The following is an 18,269-nucleotide window of genomic DNA, read 5'->3' on the forward strand; positions in this document are numbered from 1 at the left end:
AAAATGACAAAACAGTTACTGGTTGTAGAAAATCTGGACATCAATTTCGAACTGCATGAGAAAACCGTGCACGCCGTGCGTAATGTCAGCTTTAAAGTGGCAGAGGGCGAAACATTGGCTTTGGTCGGCGAATCCGGTTCGGGCAAGTCGGTAACGTCCATGTCCATCATGCGCCTGCTGCCTGAAAAATTTGCCCGATACAGCAAAGATTCGCGCATTACGTTTGACGGCATTTCCATTTTGGACGCCGATGAGAAAACCCTGCGCGATTTGCGCGGTAACCGCATCAGCGTGATTTTCCAAGAGCCGATGACTTCCCTCAATCCGTTTATGCGTATCGGTACGCAGCTGATTGAAGCAGCGCGGGTACACAATAAAAAGCTCGGCAAAAAAGAAGCAGGGCAGAAGGCATTGGCATTGCTGCAACGGGTTGGCATCAAAGAAGCCGAACGCCGCATGAAGCAATATCCGCACGAGTTTTCCGGCGGTCAGCTGCAACGCATCATGATTGCCATGGCGCTCATTAACGAACCCGACCTGCTGATTGCCGATGAGCCGACCACCGCTTTGGATGTGACCATTCAAGCCGAGATTCTCGATTTGCTCCACGACTTGCAACAGCAAATGGGCATGGCGATTATCTTCATTACCCACGATTTGGGTTTGGCGGAACACTATTCCAAAACCGTCTGCGTCATGCGCAACGGCGAAATTGTCGAACGTGGCAAAATCAAAGAAGTATTTGCCCATCCAAAACACGAATATACCGCCGAACTCATCAATGCCATTCCCAAAGGCATGAAAGAGCCGGAAGAAAACAACGCCGGTGTGTTAATCGAAGCCGATAATGTCCATGTTTCTTTCGTATTGAAGCAAAACTTTTTCGGCAAACCGCTCAAAACTTTTGACGCCGTCAAAGGCATCAGCCTCAAAATTAAAGAAGGCGAAACATTGGGCGTCGTCGGCGAGTCCGGTTCCGGCAAATCCACACTAGGCAAAGCCGTCATGCAGATGCTGCCTTATACCGGCAATATTTCCTTTGAAGGCAAAGACCTGAAAAACTATACCGCCGAAGAAGCACGCCGTCTGAAATCGCAACGGCAAATTGTGTTCCAAGACCCGTTTGGTTCGCTTTCCCCACGTCTGACCGTTGGCGAAATTATCGGCGAAGGTTTGACGGTTCATCATCCTGAAATGACCAAAAAAGAACGCATCCAGCGCGTTTTGGAAGTCATGAAGGAAGTGTCCCTGCCGCTTGACGCGCTCAACCGTTATCCGCACGAATTTTCCGGCGGCCAGCGTCAGCGTATCGCCATTGCACGCGCCGTTATCCTGCGCCCGAAATTCATCCTTTTGGACGAGCCGACTTCTGCACTTGACCGTTCCGTACAATCCAAAGTGGTCGAACTTTTGCGCGATTTGCAAAAGAAATATGGCCTGACTTATATGTTCATCAGTCATGATTTGTCTGTCGTGCGCGCCGTCAGCGACAACGTGATTGTGATGAAGCAGGGCGAAATGGTCGAGTACGGCAGCGCAGATCAAATTTTCCACCATCCGCAAAACGACTACACCAAACGTTTGATTAACGCCGCGTTTGATTTGTAGAAAAGGAAAAGGCCGTCTGAAAAGAGATTTTCAGACGGCCTTTTTAAGCGGAGGCTTTTTTCATTTAATTAGCGCTACTGTTGCCTATGCCTGTGCGGCATCCAATGCCTGTGCGGCATCCAATGCCTGTGCCAAGTCGGCAAGCAAATCGTCGATATGCTCGATACCCACGCTCAGGCGTACCATGTCGGGGCTGACACCTGCTGCGGCGAGTTCTGCATCGTCAAGCTGACGGTGAGTCGTTGTAGCGGGATGGGTAGCCAGCGATTTGGCATCGCCGATATTCACCAAGCGCAGGAAGAGTTGCAGTGCGTCAATGAACTTCGCGCCAGCTTCACGACCGCCTTTAATACCGAAACTCAGCAAACCTGAGGCTTTTCCGCCGTAGTCTCGGTCAATCAAGGCTTTATACGGACTGTCGGGCAGGGCAGGATAGTTCACCCATTCGACCTGCGGATGTTTCTTTAAGAATTCGGCTACTTTTAGGGCGTTTTCGCAATGACGTTCCATACGCAGGGCGAGGGTTTCCAAACCTTGAAGCAGTAAAAATGCGCTGTGCGGAGACAGGGCGGCACCGGTGTTACGCAATGGGACGACACGGGCACGGGCGATATAGGCGGCCGCACCAAAATGTTCGGAGTAGTTTACGCCGTGGTAAGACGGATCAGGCTGATTGAAGGTTTTTTCAAAACGCGGATTGCCTGCCCATTGGAATTTGCCGCCGTCGATAATGGCACCGCCAATCGTTGTACCGTGACCACCGATATATTTGGTCAGGGATTGGATAACGATGTCGGCGCCATGCTCGATGGGGCGGAACAATGTGGGCGTAGCGACTGTGTTGTCCACCATCAGTGGCAGCCCTTGAGCGTGCGCGGCTTGGGCGAATGCTGGAATATCAACGACATTGATGGCGGGATTGCCGATAGATTCGCAATACACCAGTTTGGTACGGCTGTCGGTATTGGCGGCGATTTCTTCGGGTTTGGCCGGATCGATAAAGCGTACTTCAATGCCTTGGCGCAGCAGGCTGTGGGCAAAGAAATTGTAAGTGCCGCCGTAGAGCGTTTTGGTTGCGATGATGTTGTCGCCTGCTTCAACCAAGGTTTGAACGGCATAGGTAATTGCAGCCATACCGCTGGCGACAGCCAATGCGGCGATACCGCCTTCTAAACGGGCAACGCGTTCTTCCAAAACGGCAGTGGTCGGATTCATGATACGGGTGTAGATATTGCCCGCTACATCAAGGTTGAACAAGTCTGCGCCGTGTTGCGTGTTGTCGAAAGTGTATGAAGTGGTTTGGTAAATGGGGACGGCAGCGGATTTGGTAGTCGGTTCGGATTGATAGCCTGCATGCAGGGCAATGGTTTCCCGTTTCATTTAAATATCCTTGTAGCGATTAAATAATGATAAATAGAGGCCAGCAGATTCGGATTTGAAGGGCAAACTTTCCATAACGGAAAAGTTCGGTATGCAGCAGCATACAGCCTTTCCTACAAGAAAGATTACCCTGAGCGACACGCAACTGACCCAAGAAGAACGATACCACATTCAAGACCTGTCCTGCCACCACACCATCATCGAATGACACCCCATCACAATACCGTTTACCGCGACCTTCTCCAAGATAAAAGCAACGGCGGTACTCTGTGGTAATATCTCGAAATATGCAGCAAACCCTATCGCAAACGATACGGCGGCACACAGACCTGAAGCAAAATGCACAATTGCGTCGGCATAGGAAAAGCCCAGCATGGTTGAGAGAAAATTCCGCATTGGTGATGGGTAGGCTGATGCCATTGACGGCAAAGATTAGAAAAGCGGAGACCTTCGCAAAAGTCCCCCAAGTCTCTAAATGTCTGGGTAGGACTTTAGGGATTTGGGGGAATTTTAAAGGTATTAGGCCGTCTGAAACTGAGTTATAGAAAGTTTCAGACGGTCTTTACGGGATTCTTTGGATTTGAAAATAAAAAAAGACTTGAATCATCAAGTCTCTCATTTCATTTTTCATTAGATAAAAAAATATCAAGAATGGCGGAAGCGGTGAGATTCGAACTCACGGAGGGCTATCAACCCTCGACGGTTTTCAAGACCGTTGCATTAAACCGCTCTGCCACGCTTCCGTTCTTGAAGTCGTAATATTAATGGAACTTACGGCCTTTGCCAAGTAGTATTTTAGGGAAAATATCTAGTATTTTGTTTTTATTTGGATTGTTCTTCACGCATGAATACCCATTCGGCTTCGTTTGAAGCTGCCTCATTGAATGAATAGCCCTCGTAGTCGAAATTTTTGAGCATTTCAGGCTCGGTAATGCCGTGTTCTGCCGCGTAGCGCACCATCAAACCGCGTGCACGCTTGGCGTAGAAGCTGATGATTTTGTATTTGCCGTTTTTCTCGTCTTTAAAAATCGGCGTAATCAGGCGTGCGTTGAGTTTTTTGGTGTTGACGGATTTGAAATATTCTTGTGAGGCGAGGTTGATTAAAACGTCGCTGCCGGCCTGCTTCAGTGTTTGGTTGAGCAGATCGGTAATTTTATCGCCCCAAAATTCGTAGAGGTTTTTACCGCGCGAGTTGGCAAAGGCCGTGCCCATTTCCAAGCGGTAGGGCTGCATCAAGTCGAGCGGGCGCAGTACGCCGTATAGGCCGGAGAGCAGGCGGACGTGTTGTTGCAGGTAGTCGATTTGCTCCGGTTTGAGCGTATCGGCGGCAATGCCTTCATAGACGTCGCCGTTGAACATAAATACGGCCTGCTTGGCGTTTTCAGGTGTAAACGGCGTGTGCCATACGGCATTGCGTTCGGCGTTGAGCAGGGCGATTTTGTCGGAAACGTGCATCAGCTCGGCGATTTGTTGAGGGGCAAGTTTGCGCAATTCCTGCATCAGGATTTCTGCTTCGGGCAGAAGGTCGGGCTGGGTAAAGCTGCTGACGGGGGAGGGGTCTTTTTCGTTGAGGTTTTTGGCTGGGGATAAGACAAAAAACATAATAATTTCGGCTTTGAAATGAATAATGTGTGGGATTGTAGGTTTAAAATCGAGGAAGAACAAGACGGGCTAAACGCATTAATTGAATGCTTTTATTGAAACGTATTTCTGTTGAAAGTAAAATTCGAAGCTTCCACCTGTTTCTGACATTTCTACTTGAGGAGAATATCATGTCTAAAACCATTATCCATACCGACAAAGCCCCTGCCGCAATTGGCGCATACAGCCAAGCAGTCCGCGCAGGCGATACGGTTTATATGAGCGGCCAGATTCCTTTGGATCCGGCCACGATGACTGTGGTTGGTAATGGTGATTTCCGTGCCGAAGCAGTGCAAGTATTTAAAAACCTGCAAGCCGTAGCCGAAGCGGCCGGCGGTTCTTTGAACGATATCGTCAAACTCAATGCTTATTTGACCGATTTAGCCAACTTTGCCGTGTTTAATGAAGTGATGGCTGAATTTATCGAACAACCTTTCCCTGCGCGCGCGGCGGTTGGTGTGGCCAGCCTGCCTAAAGGCGTTCAGGTTGAGGCGGAAGCAGTATTGGTTTTAAATGCATAATTGATGTTTCAGACGGCCTGGGCTGGGCTTGAGGCCGTCTGAAAATAATAACAACGGAAAACAATAATAATGGCACATTACGCAATTGGAGACATTCAAGGCTGCTTTGACGAACTGACTTTGCTGCTTGCCAAAATCGGCTTTAATCATGGTACGGACACCCTTTGGCTGGTCGGCGATATTGTCAATCGCGGCCCGAAGTCATTGGAAACCTTGAAATTTGCTAAAGAGCACGACAGTAGTGTGCAAATGGTTTTGGGTAATCATGATTTGCATCTTTTGGCCGTCGGTTGCGGTGAAGGAACGCTCAAGCGCAGCGATACGGTTGAGCCGATTTTGTCCCATCCCGAGAGTCAATCCTTATTGGACTGGCTGCGTCATCAACCGCTTTTGGTGCGCGGTAACAGGCATGTGATGGTGCATGCCGGTATTTTGCCACAATGGTCGGTTGATAAAGCCGAAAGCCTTGCCCGTGAAGCCGAGGATGAATTGCAAGGTAAAAAGTACAGGAAATTTTTTGGCAAAATGTACGGCAACAAGCCGACTGCGTGGACGGATGATTTGACCGGCTACGAGCGCCTACGGATGATTGTTAATGTCTTTACCCGTATGCGTGCGCTGACGTACAAAGGCGAATTGGATTACGAATATAAATCCACTTTGAAGAAAATGCCGCTTTACCTGCGCCCTTGGTTTAAAGCACCTGATAGGCAGAATTTGGATTATATTACCGTGTTCGGGCATTGGTCGTCGTTGGGCTACGTTAATACAGACCAAGTAATTGCTTTGGATACCGGCGCGTTGTGGGGCGGAGAGCTGACAGCGGTCAATTTGGATACCAATGAAGTAATACAGGTACCGTCTTTGGGCGGATTGGACTGGAAAACGGCATTGAAATAGTTTGGATAAGATGAAAGGCCGTCTGAAATGTTTCAGACGGCCTTTTTGTATTGGTTAATCCAAAGAAGGCAGGAGTTTGCCCGGATTCATGATGCCATAAGGGTCAAGCTGATTTTTGATGGCATGCATCAGAGCAAGTTCGGCTTGTGTGCGCACTCGGGGCAGCCAATGTTTTTTGATGATGCCTACGCCGTGTTCGGCAGCAATCGTGCCGTGGCAGGCAAGGATGTTTTCATAAACAATGGTATTGACGGCATCTTCGTATTGGTAGGCTTCGTTGCTCAATACGTTGGGTAGGAATGTATTGTAATGCAGGCTGCCGTCGCCTAAATGTCCGAAACAGACAATTTGTATGCCGGGGAAACGGGTTTCCAAGGCAGGCGCGCATTGGCGGACAAAAGCGGCTACTTGGGCGATAGGGACGGCGATGTCGTGTTTGATGCTGGTGCCGAGTTTGCGTTGGGAGGCGGAAATATTTTCACGCAAGGTCCATAAATCGGAGCGCTCTTGCTCGGATTGCGCCAAGATGCTGTTTTCCCATCCGTTTTGATAGAGAAATTCGGCAAGCTTTTCATCCAAACCTGCGTCGGGAACAGAGTCGGCAAGTTCAATCAAAATATGCCATTCCGCATCGGCAGGCTTTTTGAGTTGGCTGAATTCCGAAGATAAATCAAGGGCAAAGCGGCTGATCAGCTCGAAGCTGGTCAAACGTTCGGCAAAATGGCCTTGCACAGCGGTCAAAAGCGAGACGGCAGATTCAATATCATCTAGGCCTACCCATGCGGTCGCTTTGGTTTTGGGCCGGGCAAAGAGTTTGAGTGTGGCGGCGGTAATGATGCCCAATGTTCCTTCGCTGCCGATAAAAAGATGGCGCAAGTCGTAGCCGGTTGTGTTTTTGTGCAGGGGCTGAAGGTGGGAAATCAGTTCGCCGTTGGGTAAAACGACTTCCAAACCCAATACCAAATCACGCATGCTGCCGTAACGCAAGACATTCAAACCGCCGGCATTACAGGCGATATTGCCGCCGATTTGGCAAGAGCCTTCGCTGGCAAGGCTGAGCGGAAACAGTCGTCCTGCTTTGTCTGCCGCTTTTTGGGCATTTTGTAAAATCACGCCGGCCTCAACCGTCATGCTGTTGTCGGCAAGGTTGATATCGCGGATGCGGTTGAGCTTGGAGAGGTTGAGCAGTACGCCTTCTGCGGTTACCGTTGCGCCGCATAATCCGGTATTGCCACCTTGCGGGGTGACGCGGATGCGGTTTTCAAAACAGAAACGCATGATTTTCTGCACGCTTTCGACAGAGTTCGGCTGTAAGACAATATCCGGCGAAGAAACAAAACGGCGGCGTTGGTCGTTTAACAAGGCCGGAGTGGCTTCGATGATTTCAGAGGCGGAAAGAAACGTTGCAAAACGGTCGTGAAGGTGCATGGCAGTCAGGCGGAAAAGTCGGGAAGGGGAGTGTGAGGAATGTAAAAAAGCAGGATACGCAATGGTATCCTGCTTTTCTTATATTCAAAAGAATATTATTTAGCAGCTTCAGAAGCAGCAGAAGCAGCGGCTTCAGTAGCAGATGCAGCAGCTTCAGTAGCTTCGGTAGCAGCAGAAGCGGCAGCTTCAGTAGCAGATGCAGCAGCTTCAGTAGCAGATGCAGCGGCTTCGGAAGCAGCAGAAGCGGCAGAAGCAGCAGTTTCAGCAGCTTTATCAGCACCGCCACAAGCGGCCAAAGCTAAAGACAACAAAGCAGCAGCGAACAGAGATTTTTTCATTTTTAAGAACCTTTTTTAAATCGATTTAAACTAAAAATAGCCGTCAGACGGCCTATACAGTAGAAATTCATTGCTGAATTTTTCAATATTATGCCCCACGGGATAGGTCAATGCAACGTTGCGTAACCGTTTGCCGGCTAAAATCAATACGAAAATAGTGAAAATAATGTAAATCATATTGGCGCGCGAAAAATCATCTAAAAATATTCATTATTAATGAAGATTTTAAAAATACATTGTATTCAATGAGTTGTGTATTTTTATTTGTTATAGGTTTTAAGGGTTTGGAATGTTTTTGCGTTTAGGGAAATTTTTGTAATTTAGCAACTTTGTGTTGTGAAAAAGCAACTTTTATGGATTGGAATCATTCGATTTTGTTTTTTATATGGACTTTTTCGGTTTTGTTGTGTTTGCTAAAAGTATTTGTTTAAGGTAAACCGATTGTTTAGTTACAGCTGTGATAGAATAGCCTGAACTTGACTTTATAAATATTGATTAAGGACGACATGATGTCTATTGTTAAAAATTCCGTAGTTTCCCTGCATTATGAAATGTACGATGCAAACAACCAGTTGTTGGACAAAACCGAAGAGCCGATTGCTTACTTGCATGGCGGTTATGACGGTATTTTCCCTTTGGTGGAAGAAGCGTTGCACGGCAAAAATGTAGGCGATACCGTCGAAGTGGCTTTGTCGCCCGATGATGCTTTCGGCGAGCAAGATCCTGAGTTGGTGCGCATTGAAGATGTAAGCGTATTTCCTGTTGAAGTTGAAGTCGGCATGATGTTTGAAGCCGATGATCCGGAAACAGGCGATGTATTGATTTATCGTGTAACCGATGTTGCCGACGGTAAAGCCGTAGTAGACGGCAACCATCCTTTGGCCGGTATGAAAGTATTGTTCAAAGCGACCGTTGAAGGTGTACGCGATGCGACTGAGGAAGAAATTGCCCACGGTCACGTACATGGCCCGCACGGTCATCACCACCACTAATCAGGCTTGAAGCATGATGAAGGCCGTCTGAAAAGGAATGAAACCTTCCTTTTCAGACGGCCTTTAAGTTTTTACAAGACAGATAAATAGGAAATTTTGGCTCAGGTCAAATCAAGCGGGGAAATATGGGGTTTGTTTGATACTACAATGAATTACATATCACGGTGCGGCAGAATCTGTATTAAGATTCTGATATTGGTAAAACAGGCAGAATACAATGAGTGAAACATTGGAGCAGCAGGCGGTACAGGCCGGTATTGATTTAGGTTATCACGACATCAACGGCACTTATCGTGTGACCAAAACGGAAGTTTTGGAATCGATTGTTGCTGTTTTGGATAAAAGCAAACCGGATTCAGATGGCCTTTATTTGAATACGATGGTTGCGCATGAAAATGGCGAAGAATCTTTACAGATGCCGTCTGAATTTCATGGTGCGGAAGCGGTCGTATTGATTGATGAGGCGGATGAGTGCCAGACCTTGACTTTGTATCTGGGCGACAACGATACGCTTTGGATTAAGCTGCCCCAACTGGCTTGCGGTTATTACACTTTGTCGGCCGAGACCGGCGGCAAATGTCGCCTTGTACGCCTGATTGTTGCGCCTGAATCGGTTTATCAACCCAAACTGCTTGCCAATGGCGGACGGATGAATGGTTTGACCATGCATTTGTACAGCCTGCGTTCCGAGCGCAACTGGGGCATAGGCGACTTTACCGATTTGCTGAACCTGATGAAATATGCTGCAGAGAAAAAGCTGGATTTTGTCGGTATCAACCCTTTGCACGCCTTGTTTACCAGCAAGCCTGCCTTTGCCAGCCCGTATAGCCCTTCTTCGCGCGAATGGCTCAATCCGATTTATTTGGATATAGAGAAAGTCGGGGCGTTTACTTATAACGAGCAACTGAAAAACTGGCTGGCGCAACCGAAAATCCGTCAGCGCATCGCTGCTTTGCGTATCACGGAAACGGTGACTTATACCGCGGTTTGGGCATGCAAACGTGATGCGCTGCAAATGGCGTTTAATGCATTTGAACAAGATACTTGTGAAGCCGCGGAAAATGAGCGTGCTGCATTTGAATCGTTTGTGATGGAAAAAGGCAAAGCCTTACAGGGCTTCGGTTTGTTTGAGGCTTTGGACCAGTATTACAGCCGTCCTGGACAAGTGGGTTGGCAGTCATGGCCGTCTGAATTTCATCAACCTGATGGCGAAGCAGTAGAAAAATTCGAGCGCAGTCATGAGCGGGAAATCCGTTTTTATATGTGGCTGCAATGGCTTTGCGCGGAGCAATTGCAAGAAGTTAACCAAGCCGCTGCCGAATACGGTGTCAAACTCGGCATTTACGGCGATTTAGCGGTCGGCGTGGCGCGAGGTAGCGCGGATACTTGGTTAAACCGCCAAGATTATTGTATGGACGTATCGGTCGGTGCGCCGCCCGATCCTTTAGGGCCGACAGGGCAGAATTGGGATTTGCCGCCGCTTAATCCGTCGATGTTGAAGCATACGGGCTATGAAAAGTTTGCCCATCTGTTGCGCGAAAATATGCGTCTGTATGGCGTGTTGCGGATTGACCATGTGATGGCATTGTGTCGTTTGTGGTGGGTTTTAAAGGATAAAACAGCAGATTTCGGCGCATATGTGCATTACGATGCCGAAGTGACTTTTGCCATTTTGGCATTGGAAAGCCAGCGCAACCGTTGCGTCATTATCGGCGAGGATTTGGGGACGGTACCCGATCAAGCGCGTTATCTGCTCAACCGCTATCAAGTGTTCTCCTACAAAGTGATGTATTTCAGCAAGGGCTGGAACGGTTTTCAATTACCTGACGAATACCCCGAGCAGGCGATTACGGTCATCAGTACCCACGATGTCGCACCCTTGGCAGGTTATTGGATAGGCAAAGATTTGGATACGATGTTCAAACTCGGTACTTTGCCTGATGCAGCCGCTTTTCAGACGGCCTTGGATGAGCGCGAACACGATAAAGCCGATTTGCTGGACAAATTGAAAGAAACCGGCTGTCTGGGTGCAGACGTACAAATGCCGGCAAAAGCCGATGAAACCTTGCTGGCGGCTTTGCACAAATACGGCGCATTGAGCCGCAGCAAGCTTTACGCCGTACAACTGGAAAACCTACTGGGCGTCATCGACAATCTGAATGTCCCGGGTGTAACCGAAGGCTATCCGAACTGGGCGCAAAAAATGCCGGTTTCTTTGGAAGATTTCCTACAACACCGCCTCATGGGCGGCCAACTTGCCATTATTGACGAGGTACGCATGAAAACAAACAGCCAAATCAAGGCTTATCATGAACTTGACCAAATCGAGCGCGATACGGTCGAAAGCCTGTTTCTTGCCACCCATAGCGATGTGTTCGCTTATCTGGGACGACACCGCCTTGCAGAGGGCGATGAAGTAGTGCGCGTTTTGATTCCCGGCGCAGTAAGCGTGGATATCGTGAACCGCCGCAGCGGCGAACTCATCGTGCCGTCTGAAAAAATTGATGAACGCGGTTTCTTTGTGGCCGTTTTGCCCGATGATGCGCCCGATTACGCTTTACGTATCCGTTACACCGAAGACACCGAGCCAGTGATTGAAGAAGACCCTTATCATTTCAGTTCTGCGTTGCAAGACATGGATTCCTGGCTGTTGGCCGAAGGTAAACACCTGCGTCCTTATGAGACTTTAGGCGCGCATTTTGCCGAGTTGGACGGCGTGAAGGGCGTACGCTTTGCCGTATGGGCGCCAAATGCGCAACGCGTTTCCGTCATCGGCGAGTTCAACAACTGGGACGGCCGTCGCCATGTGATGCGTTTCCACCGTGACAACGGCATTTGGGACATCTTCATCCCTGCTGTCAAACTCAATGCCCTATACAAATTTGAAATCCGCGATGCCAACGGTAATGTACGCGAAAAAGCCGACCCGTATGCCTTCGGTGCGGAACTGCGTCCGACCACGGCATCTATCGTGCGTGGTTTGCCTGACGAAGTGGAAGAACCGGCCTTCCGCGCCCGTGCCAACGCCATTGATGCGCCGATCAGCATTTATGAAGTGCATTTGGGTTCGTGGAAACGCAATCCGGAAAACAACTTTTGGCTGACTTACGAAGAGCTTGCCAAAGAATTGGTCGCATACGTCAAAGACATGGGCTTTACCCATATTGAATTTCTGCCTGTTTCCGAATATCCGTTTGACGGCTCATGGGGCTATCAGGCAACCGGTTTGTATGCGCCGACCAGCCGTTTCGGTTCTCCGGAAGAATTGCGCGCCCTGATTAAAGCCGCGCACGACGAGGGTATCAGCGTTATCCTCGACTGGGTGGTCGGACACTTCCCAACCGATGACCACGGGCTTGCCAAATTCGACGGCACCGCGCTGTATGAACACGCCGATCCGCGCGAAGGCTATCATCAAGACTGGAACACTTTGATTTACAACTTCGGCAGAAACGAAGTGAAAAACTTCCTGCAAGGCAATGCTTTGTATTGGATAGAACGTTTTGGCTTTGACGGTATCCGCGTTGACGCGGTGGCTTCGATGATTTACCGCAACTATTCGCGCAAAGATGGCGAGTGGATTCCGAACCAATACGGCGGCCATGAAAACCTTGAAGCCATCGCTTTCCTGCGCGATACCAACACCATGTTGAAAGAGGAAGTTCCGGCTGCGACTGAAATTGCTGAAGAGTCTACTTCATTCGCCAATGTAACCCGTCAAGAAGGTTTGAACTTCAGCTTCAAATGGAATATGGGCTGGATGAACGATACCTTGCGTTACATGATGGAAGACCCCATCAACCGCAAATATCACCACAACAAAATGACCTTCGGCATGATGTACCAGTACAGCGAAAACTTCGTCCTGCCACTTTCACACGATGAAGTCGTGCACGGCAAACGCTCGCTGCTCGGACGGATGCCCGGCGACTGCTGGCAACAATTTGCCAACCTGCGCGCCTACTACGGCTTTATGTACGGCTTCCCCGGCAAAAAACTTTTGTTTATGGGCAGCGAGTTTGCACAAGGTCGCGAGTGGAACTACAACGAAGGACTGGATTGGTTCCTGCTGGAGCAAGAGGGCGGCTGGCACAAAGGCGTGCAAGACTTTGTGCGCGAGTTGAACCATGTCTATAAAGACACTGCGCCGCTTTACCAATTAGACCAATGGCCTGAAGGCTTTGAGTGGCTGGTTGCAGATGACGGCGACAATTCCGTATTCGTTTTCGAGCGACGCGACCGCGAAGGCAACCGCGTTATCGTTATTAGCAACTTCACGCCAGTAGTACGCGAAGGCTACCGTTTCGGCGTGAACTCTGCCGGCGAATACCGCGAAATCCTCAATTCAGACGACCTGCATTACAAAGGTAGCGGCGTTTCTGCCGGCGCAACGGTGGAGACAGAAGAAGTTTGGTCGCATGGCAAACCAAATTCCTTGTCTGTTACCGTACCGCCGTTGGCAACCGTGTACCTGTATCAGGCGGCAGTCAAAGAAGAAGCGTAAATCAACTTTGAGGGTGGGCATTATGCCTGCCCAATCAGCTGAAAATTAAAAGATAGTGATATCAATATGACTCAAGGCCGTCTGAAAGATTTTCAGACGGCCTTATATTGGACACGAAACCAAATACATACCAAGGAATCATTCTATGTCTGCCAAATCATGGCATATCGAGGAAGGCAAGCCTTATCCTATGGGCACGACCCTGACAAGTAAGGGTGCAAATTTTACTTTGTTTTCCATCAATGCCGAAAAGGTCGAATTGTGTCTGTTTGATAAGGATAAAGAAACCCGTTTGGAGATGCCTTCGCGGCGCGGTTCGGTATTTTACGGATTTGTGCCGGACGTTAAGGCGGGGCAGCGATACGGTTTTCGCGTGTATGGACGTGAAAACGCAGAATACGGCTCATGTTTTAATCCCAACAAATTGCTGATTGACCCGTATTCCAAAAAAATTGACGGCAAACCAAGCTACCGTAACGCCGAAGAAATGGCATGGTTCAGGCCGGAAGATGAACGCGACAATGCCACCGTTGCACCCAAAAGCGTCGTGGTCGGACGCAGCCGATTTAATTGGGCCAAAGATTGCCGTCCGGAAATACCGTGGGGTAAAACCGTTATTTATGAAGCCCATGTCAAAGGGTTGACCAAGCAATTCCCTGATTTGAAGTATGCAGGCACTTATAAAGCCTTGTGCGATAAACGGGTTTTGGCCTATTTGCAAGAATTGGGGGTAACGACGGTCGAGCTGCTGCCGATTCATTTTCATCTGGATGAATACCATCTTCAGCAGATGGGCTTGAGCAATTATTGGGGCTACAACACTTATTCCCATTTTGCCGTTGAGCCGTCTTATGCCGACATTCCCGAACGTGCGGCGGCAGAATTTAAACAAGCGGTCAAAGCCCTGCATCAGGCAGGTTTGGAAGTGATTTTAGATGTTGTGTACAACCACACGGCCGAGCAGGACGACAAAGGCCCGATGCTGTGTCAGCGCGGTATCGACAACACCTTATGGTATTGGCACACCCCTTACGGCAATTATGAAAACTGGTCGGGTTGCGGCAATACGCTCAATATTGTCCGGCGCGACGTTACCCGTTGGGCGGCAGACAGCCTGCGCTATTGGGCTGAAGAGTTTCATATCGACGGCTTTCGTTTCGATTTAGGAACCGTATTGGGACGTGAACCCGATTTCCAATCGTACGGCCGTTTTTTCCAAGTCCTGTATCAAGATCCTGTGTTGGCCGGTTTGAAGCTGATTGTCGAAGCATGGGACATCGGCGAGGGCGGCTATCACTTGGGCAATTTCCCGCAACCTTTTGCCGAATGGAACGGCCGTTTCCGCGATGACATGCGCGCGTTTTGGTCATGGGAAAGCGGCAATTTGGGCGCATTTGCCGAACGCTTGGCCGGGTCGTCCGATATTTTCAACCACAGCGGCCGCCACCCGTCCGCCAGCATTAACTTCATCACTGCACACGACGGCTTCACTCTGCGCGATTTGGTCAGCTATAACGAAAAACACAACGAAGCCAACGGCGAAAACAACCGCGACGGGCATAATGAAAACATCAGCTACAACCACGGCGTAGAAGGCGAAACCGATGATGAAGAGGTTTTGCTCAACCGCGAATACACCTCCAAAGCGCTGCTTGCCTCCTTGTTTTTATCCAACGGTACGCCCATGCTTTTGGCGGGCGATGAGTTCGGCAACAGTCAGCAAGGCAACAACAACAGCTACTGCCAAGATAATCCGATTACATGGTTGGATTGGCAAAATGAGCCTCATGAGTTACAAAATTACACTCAAGCGCTAATACGCGTACGCAGCCAAATCAAGCTGCTGACAGATGATTGCTGGTGGGAAAAAGAGCGTGTGCAATGGCTCAATGCCGATAGCAGCCCGATGACCGAATATTGTTGGCACAACAGGGGCAGTAAGGCGATTCAGGTTGTTTTGGACGATGAATGGCTGCTGTTGGTCAATGCCAAACGTAGTCGTCAGTTATTTAACCTGCCTCAAGGCAATTGGGAAATTTCTTGCGTACCATCTGAGAAATTTAATTACGAAGAGGCTGGGAAATGTGTTGTTGAGCATATGGGGATTTGGATTTTACATAAAACAAATTAAATGAGAATTAAACTATTGGTTGATTAACTCTTTGATATTTTGTCAGTATTTTCTGATTTGTAGCTTAGTGGTATAAATTGAAAATGCCAATAAGATGATGAATGGTTTAATTGTTAATTAAATGTTTTATAAAGAAAAATATATCCTTTTTTTGAATCTTTCCGCTATAATCTCCTTGGTTTGTAACAAATCTACGCACCATTCCTTTCAGACGGCCTGTTGCTGTTGTCAGGCCGTCTGAAAACCGAGTTTCGTTGTTTTTAATAAAACCATCAGGCGCGTTGTCCAGTGCCTCACGCTAGAGAAAGGCTTCCATGGCTAAGAAAAAACTCCCCATCTCCGGTTACGATTATGTAATGCCTAAACCGGACGCCGAAACCATCCGTAAATCCATCGTTTACAAGCTGATTTTCATCTTGGGCGTAGATCCGAAGGAGGCAACTTCACACCAATGGCTCAACGCCGCCATGCTTGCCGCGCGTGACCTGATTGCGGAAGATTTCCTTAAAACACGCCGTGCCCACATCGACAACAGCAAACGCATGGTTTATTACCTGTCTATGGAATTCCTGCTCGGACGTTCGTTTGTCAACGCGCTGATTAACGAAGGCGTTTACGCCGAATTTGAAGAAGCCTTCAAGCAACTGGGCAAAGAATTTGCCGATGTCTGCGAACAAGAAGAAGATCCGGGTTTGGGTAACGGCGGTTTGGGCCGTCTGGCCGCCTGCTTCCTCGACTCTTTGGCAACCCTGCGCATTCCGGCCATGGGCTACGGTATCCGTTACCAATACGGTATGTTCAAACAAGAAATCGTGGATGGCCAACAAGTTGAAAAACCCGATTTGTGGCTCGACCAAGATTTGGCATGGCAATTTGCCCGTCCGAACAAACAATATTCCGTCCGTTTCGGCGGTCACGTGTTGAACTTGGGCGACAAAAAAGAATGGCAGCCGAGCGAAGAAATTTCCGCCTGGGCATACGATGAAATCATTCCTGGCTATGGCGGCGAATGTGCCAACCCATTGCGCTTGTGGACTGCACACGCAGGCAATCTGTTCGACCTTGCCGACTTCAACCGAGGCGACTATGCCTCTGCCGTTCGCGCACAAAACAGCGACGAAAACATCTCACGCGTCCTGTATCCGAACGACTCTACCGACTCCGGCCGCGAATTGCGCCTGAAGCAAGAATACTTCTTGGTTTCCGCTTCCGTTCAAGACATTGTCGCCCGCCACAAATGCCGTTTCCCAAGCATCCACACTTTGGCAGACGAAGTCGCCATTCACTTGAACGACACCCATCCGGTGCTCGCTATTCCAGAATTGATGCGTATCCTGATTGACGAAGAGGGCATTGCATGGACTGAAGCCTGGAATATGTGCTGTAAGATTTTCTCTTACACCAACCACACATTGATGAGCGAAGCCTTGGAAACTTGGCAGGTTGACCTGATGGGCCGTCTGCTGCCGCGCCACTTGGACATCATCTTTGAGATCAACGCCTACTTCCTCAATGCCTTACGCGCCATCGGCAACTTCGACGATGACTTTGTCCGCCGCGTATCCATTATTGACGAAACCCACGGCCGTCGCGTCCGCATGGCATGGCTTGCCGTGATCGGTTCGCACAAAGTCAACGGCGTGGCCAAAATCCACTCCGATTTGATGACCACATCCATCTTCGCCGACTTTGCCAAAGTGTTCCCAGAACGCTTTACCAACGTAACCAACGGCGTAACCCCGCGCCGCTGGATCAACATCGCCAACCCGGGCCTGACCAAATTCTTGGACAAACATCTGGGCGACGAAGACTGGCGTCTGCATTTGGACAACTTGACCAAGCTCAACGACAAAGTGGACGATGCCTCCGTACAGGCAGAATTCGGCGAAGTGAAAAAAGCCGCCAAAGAGCGCCTTGCCAAATACATCGAAACCGAGCTGGGCATCAAAGTTAATACCGATGCACTTTTCGATATCCAAATCAAACGTATCCACGAGTACAAACGTCAAGCATTGAACGTGATGCACATCGTCGACCGCTACAACAAAATCCTGGAGAACCCGGATTTCGATTGGCAGCCGCGCGTGTTCATCTTTGCCGGTAAAGCCGCATCCGCTTATTACATGGCGAAGAAAATCATCCGACTGATTAATGACGTCGCCAAAGTTATCAACAACGACACCCGTATCCGCGACTTGATTAAAGTTGTGTTCATCCCGAACTACAGCGTCAGCCTCGCCCAAATCATCATCCCAGCCGCTGATTTGCACGAACAAATCTCACTGGCAGGTACCGAGGCATCCGGTACCAGCAACATGAAATTCGCCCTTAACGGCGCGCTCTGCATGGGTACACTGGACGGCGCGAACGTTGAGATTTTGGAAAAAGTCGGCGCGGACAACTGCTATATCTTTGGTAACACCGTCGAGCAAGTCGAAGAAATCCGCCGCAATGGTTACGACCCGTTGAGCTATATCGAGCGAGACAGCGATCTACGCCGCGTCGTCAACCAAATCAGCCAAGGCACTTTCTCTCCGGAAGAGCCAAACCGCTACAACGACGTGTTGCAACCATACGGCGACTTCTATCAACTGATGGCCGATTTCCGCAGCTACATCGACACGCAATACAAAGCGGACGAACACTACCGCAACGTATCCGCATGGCGTAAATCAGCCTTGATCAACATCGCCAACATGGGCTTCTTCTCATCCGACCGCTCCATCGCCGACTACTGTCGCGATATTTGGTACATCGAACCATTGAGCGAAAAAGAATTGCCCGGCAAGAATTAAGCGTTGAGCAGATAGCGAAAGCCGATACATC

At 49.2% G+C, this 18,269-nt stretch carries 11 protein-coding genes, 1 tRNA gene and 1 pseudogene; 8 read left to right on the top strand and 5 right to left on the bottom strand.

Annotation, left to right across the window (positions count from 1 at the left end; translation table 11 throughout):
• Positions 1-3 precede the first annotated feature (3 nt).
• The gene (locus HMPREF2560_RS10055; protein WP_070873854.1) at positions 4-1,608 is read left to right on the top strand and encodes an ABC transporter ATP-binding protein; all 1,605 of its coding nucleotides are present in this window, start codon (positions 4-6) and stop codon (positions 1,606-1,608) included.
• A gap of 84 nt (positions 1,609-1,692) precedes the next feature.
• On the opposite strand, the gene HMPREF2560_RS10060 is transcribed toward HMPREF2560_RS10055, so the two are convergent.
• Entirely contained in the window at positions 1,693-2,988 is a 1,296-nt protein-coding gene (locus tag HMPREF2560_RS10060) for an O-acetylhomoserine aminocarboxypropyltransferase/cysteine synthase family protein (protein WP_070873855.1), read from the bottom strand.
• 195 nt (positions 2,989-3,183) lie between these two features.
• Between HMPREF2560_RS10060 and HMPREF2560_RS11500 the strand changes: the two are divergent.
• Positions 3,184-3,394 (top strand): annotated as a pseudogene (locus HMPREF2560_RS11500) (IS30 family transposase); the annotation flags it as partial.
• Between the two features lie 246 nt (positions 3,395-3,640).
• Here HMPREF2560_RS11500 and HMPREF2560_RS10070 read toward each other — a convergent pair.
• Together HMPREF2560_RS10070 and yaaA are read right to left on the bottom strand one after the other, a co-directional pair.
• Positions 3,641-3,731 (bottom strand) — tRNA-Ser (locus HMPREF2560_RS10070).
• A 79-nt stretch (positions 3,732-3,810) separates the two neighbouring features.
• Entirely contained in the window at positions 3,811-4,590 is a 780-nt protein-coding gene (gene yaaA / locus HMPREF2560_RS10075; RefSeq protein ID WP_070873869.1) for a peroxide stress protein YaaA, read from the bottom strand.
• 170 nt (positions 4,591-4,760) lie between these two features.
• On the opposite strand from yaaA, the gene HMPREF2560_RS10080 reads away from it, so the two are divergent.
• Positions 4,761-5,150 carry a RidA family protein gene (locus tag HMPREF2560_RS10080; RefSeq protein ID WP_003746001.1) on the top strand — a complete coding sequence of 130 codons (390 nt, stop codon included), beginning with the start codon at positions 4,761-4,763 and terminating at the stop codon, positions 5,148-5,150.
• Between the two features lie 69 nt (positions 5,151-5,219).
• Positions 5,220-6,050, top strand: a complete 831-nt coding sequence (locus tag HMPREF2560_RS10085) for a symmetrical bis(5'-nucleosyl)-tetraphosphatase (protein WP_070873857.1) — start codon at positions 5,220-5,222, stop codon at positions 6,048-6,050.
• A 54-nt stretch (positions 6,051-6,104) separates the two neighbouring features.
• On the opposite strand, the gene HMPREF2560_RS10090 is transcribed toward HMPREF2560_RS10085, so the two are convergent.
• Complete coding sequence (locus HMPREF2560_RS10090) at positions 6,105-7,478, bottom strand: FAD-binding oxidoreductase (protein ID WP_070873858.1); 1,374 nt, start codon at positions 7,476-7,478, stop codon at positions 6,105-6,107.
• Positions 7,479-7,573: 95 nt separating this feature from the next.
• Positions 7,574-7,816, bottom strand: a complete 243-nt coding sequence (locus tag HMPREF2560_RS10095) for a hypothetical protein (RefSeq protein WP_070588359.1) — start codon at positions 7,814-7,816, stop codon at positions 7,574-7,576.
• Positions 7,817-8,325: 509 nt separating this feature from the next.
• On the opposite strand from HMPREF2560_RS10095, the gene HMPREF2560_RS10100 reads away from it, so the two are divergent.
• The 4 genes from HMPREF2560_RS10100 to HMPREF2560_RS10115 all read left to right on the top strand — a co-directional run bounded on the left by HMPREF2560_RS10100 (position 8,326) and on the right by HMPREF2560_RS10115 (position 18,238).
• The gene (locus tag HMPREF2560_RS10100) at positions 8,326-8,808 is read left to right on the top strand and encodes an FKBP-type peptidyl-prolyl cis-trans isomerase (protein WP_003683125.1); all 483 of its coding nucleotides are present in this window, start codon (positions 8,326-8,328) and stop codon (positions 8,806-8,808) included.
• Between the two features lie 217 nt (positions 8,809-9,025).
• Positions 9,026-13,312 carry a 1,4-alpha-glucan branching protein GlgB gene (gene glgB / locus HMPREF2560_RS10105; RefSeq protein WP_049335546.1) on the top strand — a complete coding sequence of 1,429 codons (4,287 nt, stop codon included), beginning with the start codon at positions 9,026-9,028 and terminating at the stop codon, positions 13,310-13,312.
• A gap of 145 nt (positions 13,313-13,457) precedes the next feature.
• A complete protein-coding gene (gene glgX, locus HMPREF2560_RS10110) occupies positions 13,458-15,443 on the top strand; it encodes a glycogen debranching protein GlgX (protein ID WP_070873859.1) in 1,986 nt (661 codons plus the stop codon).
• A gap of 314 nt (positions 15,444-15,757) precedes the next feature.
• Positions 15,758-18,238 (top strand): glycogen/starch/alpha-glucan phosphorylase, encoded by a 2,481-nt coding sequence (locus tag HMPREF2560_RS10115; protein WP_070607799.1) that lies wholly within the window; start codon positions 15,758-15,760, stop codon positions 18,236-18,238.
• Positions 18,239-18,269 lie beyond the last annotated feature (31 nt).

Source organism: Neisseria sp. HMSC078H04, from assembly GCF_001838135.1.
GTDB lineage: Bacteria > Pseudomonadota > Gammaproteobacteria > Burkholderiales > Neisseriaceae > Neisseria.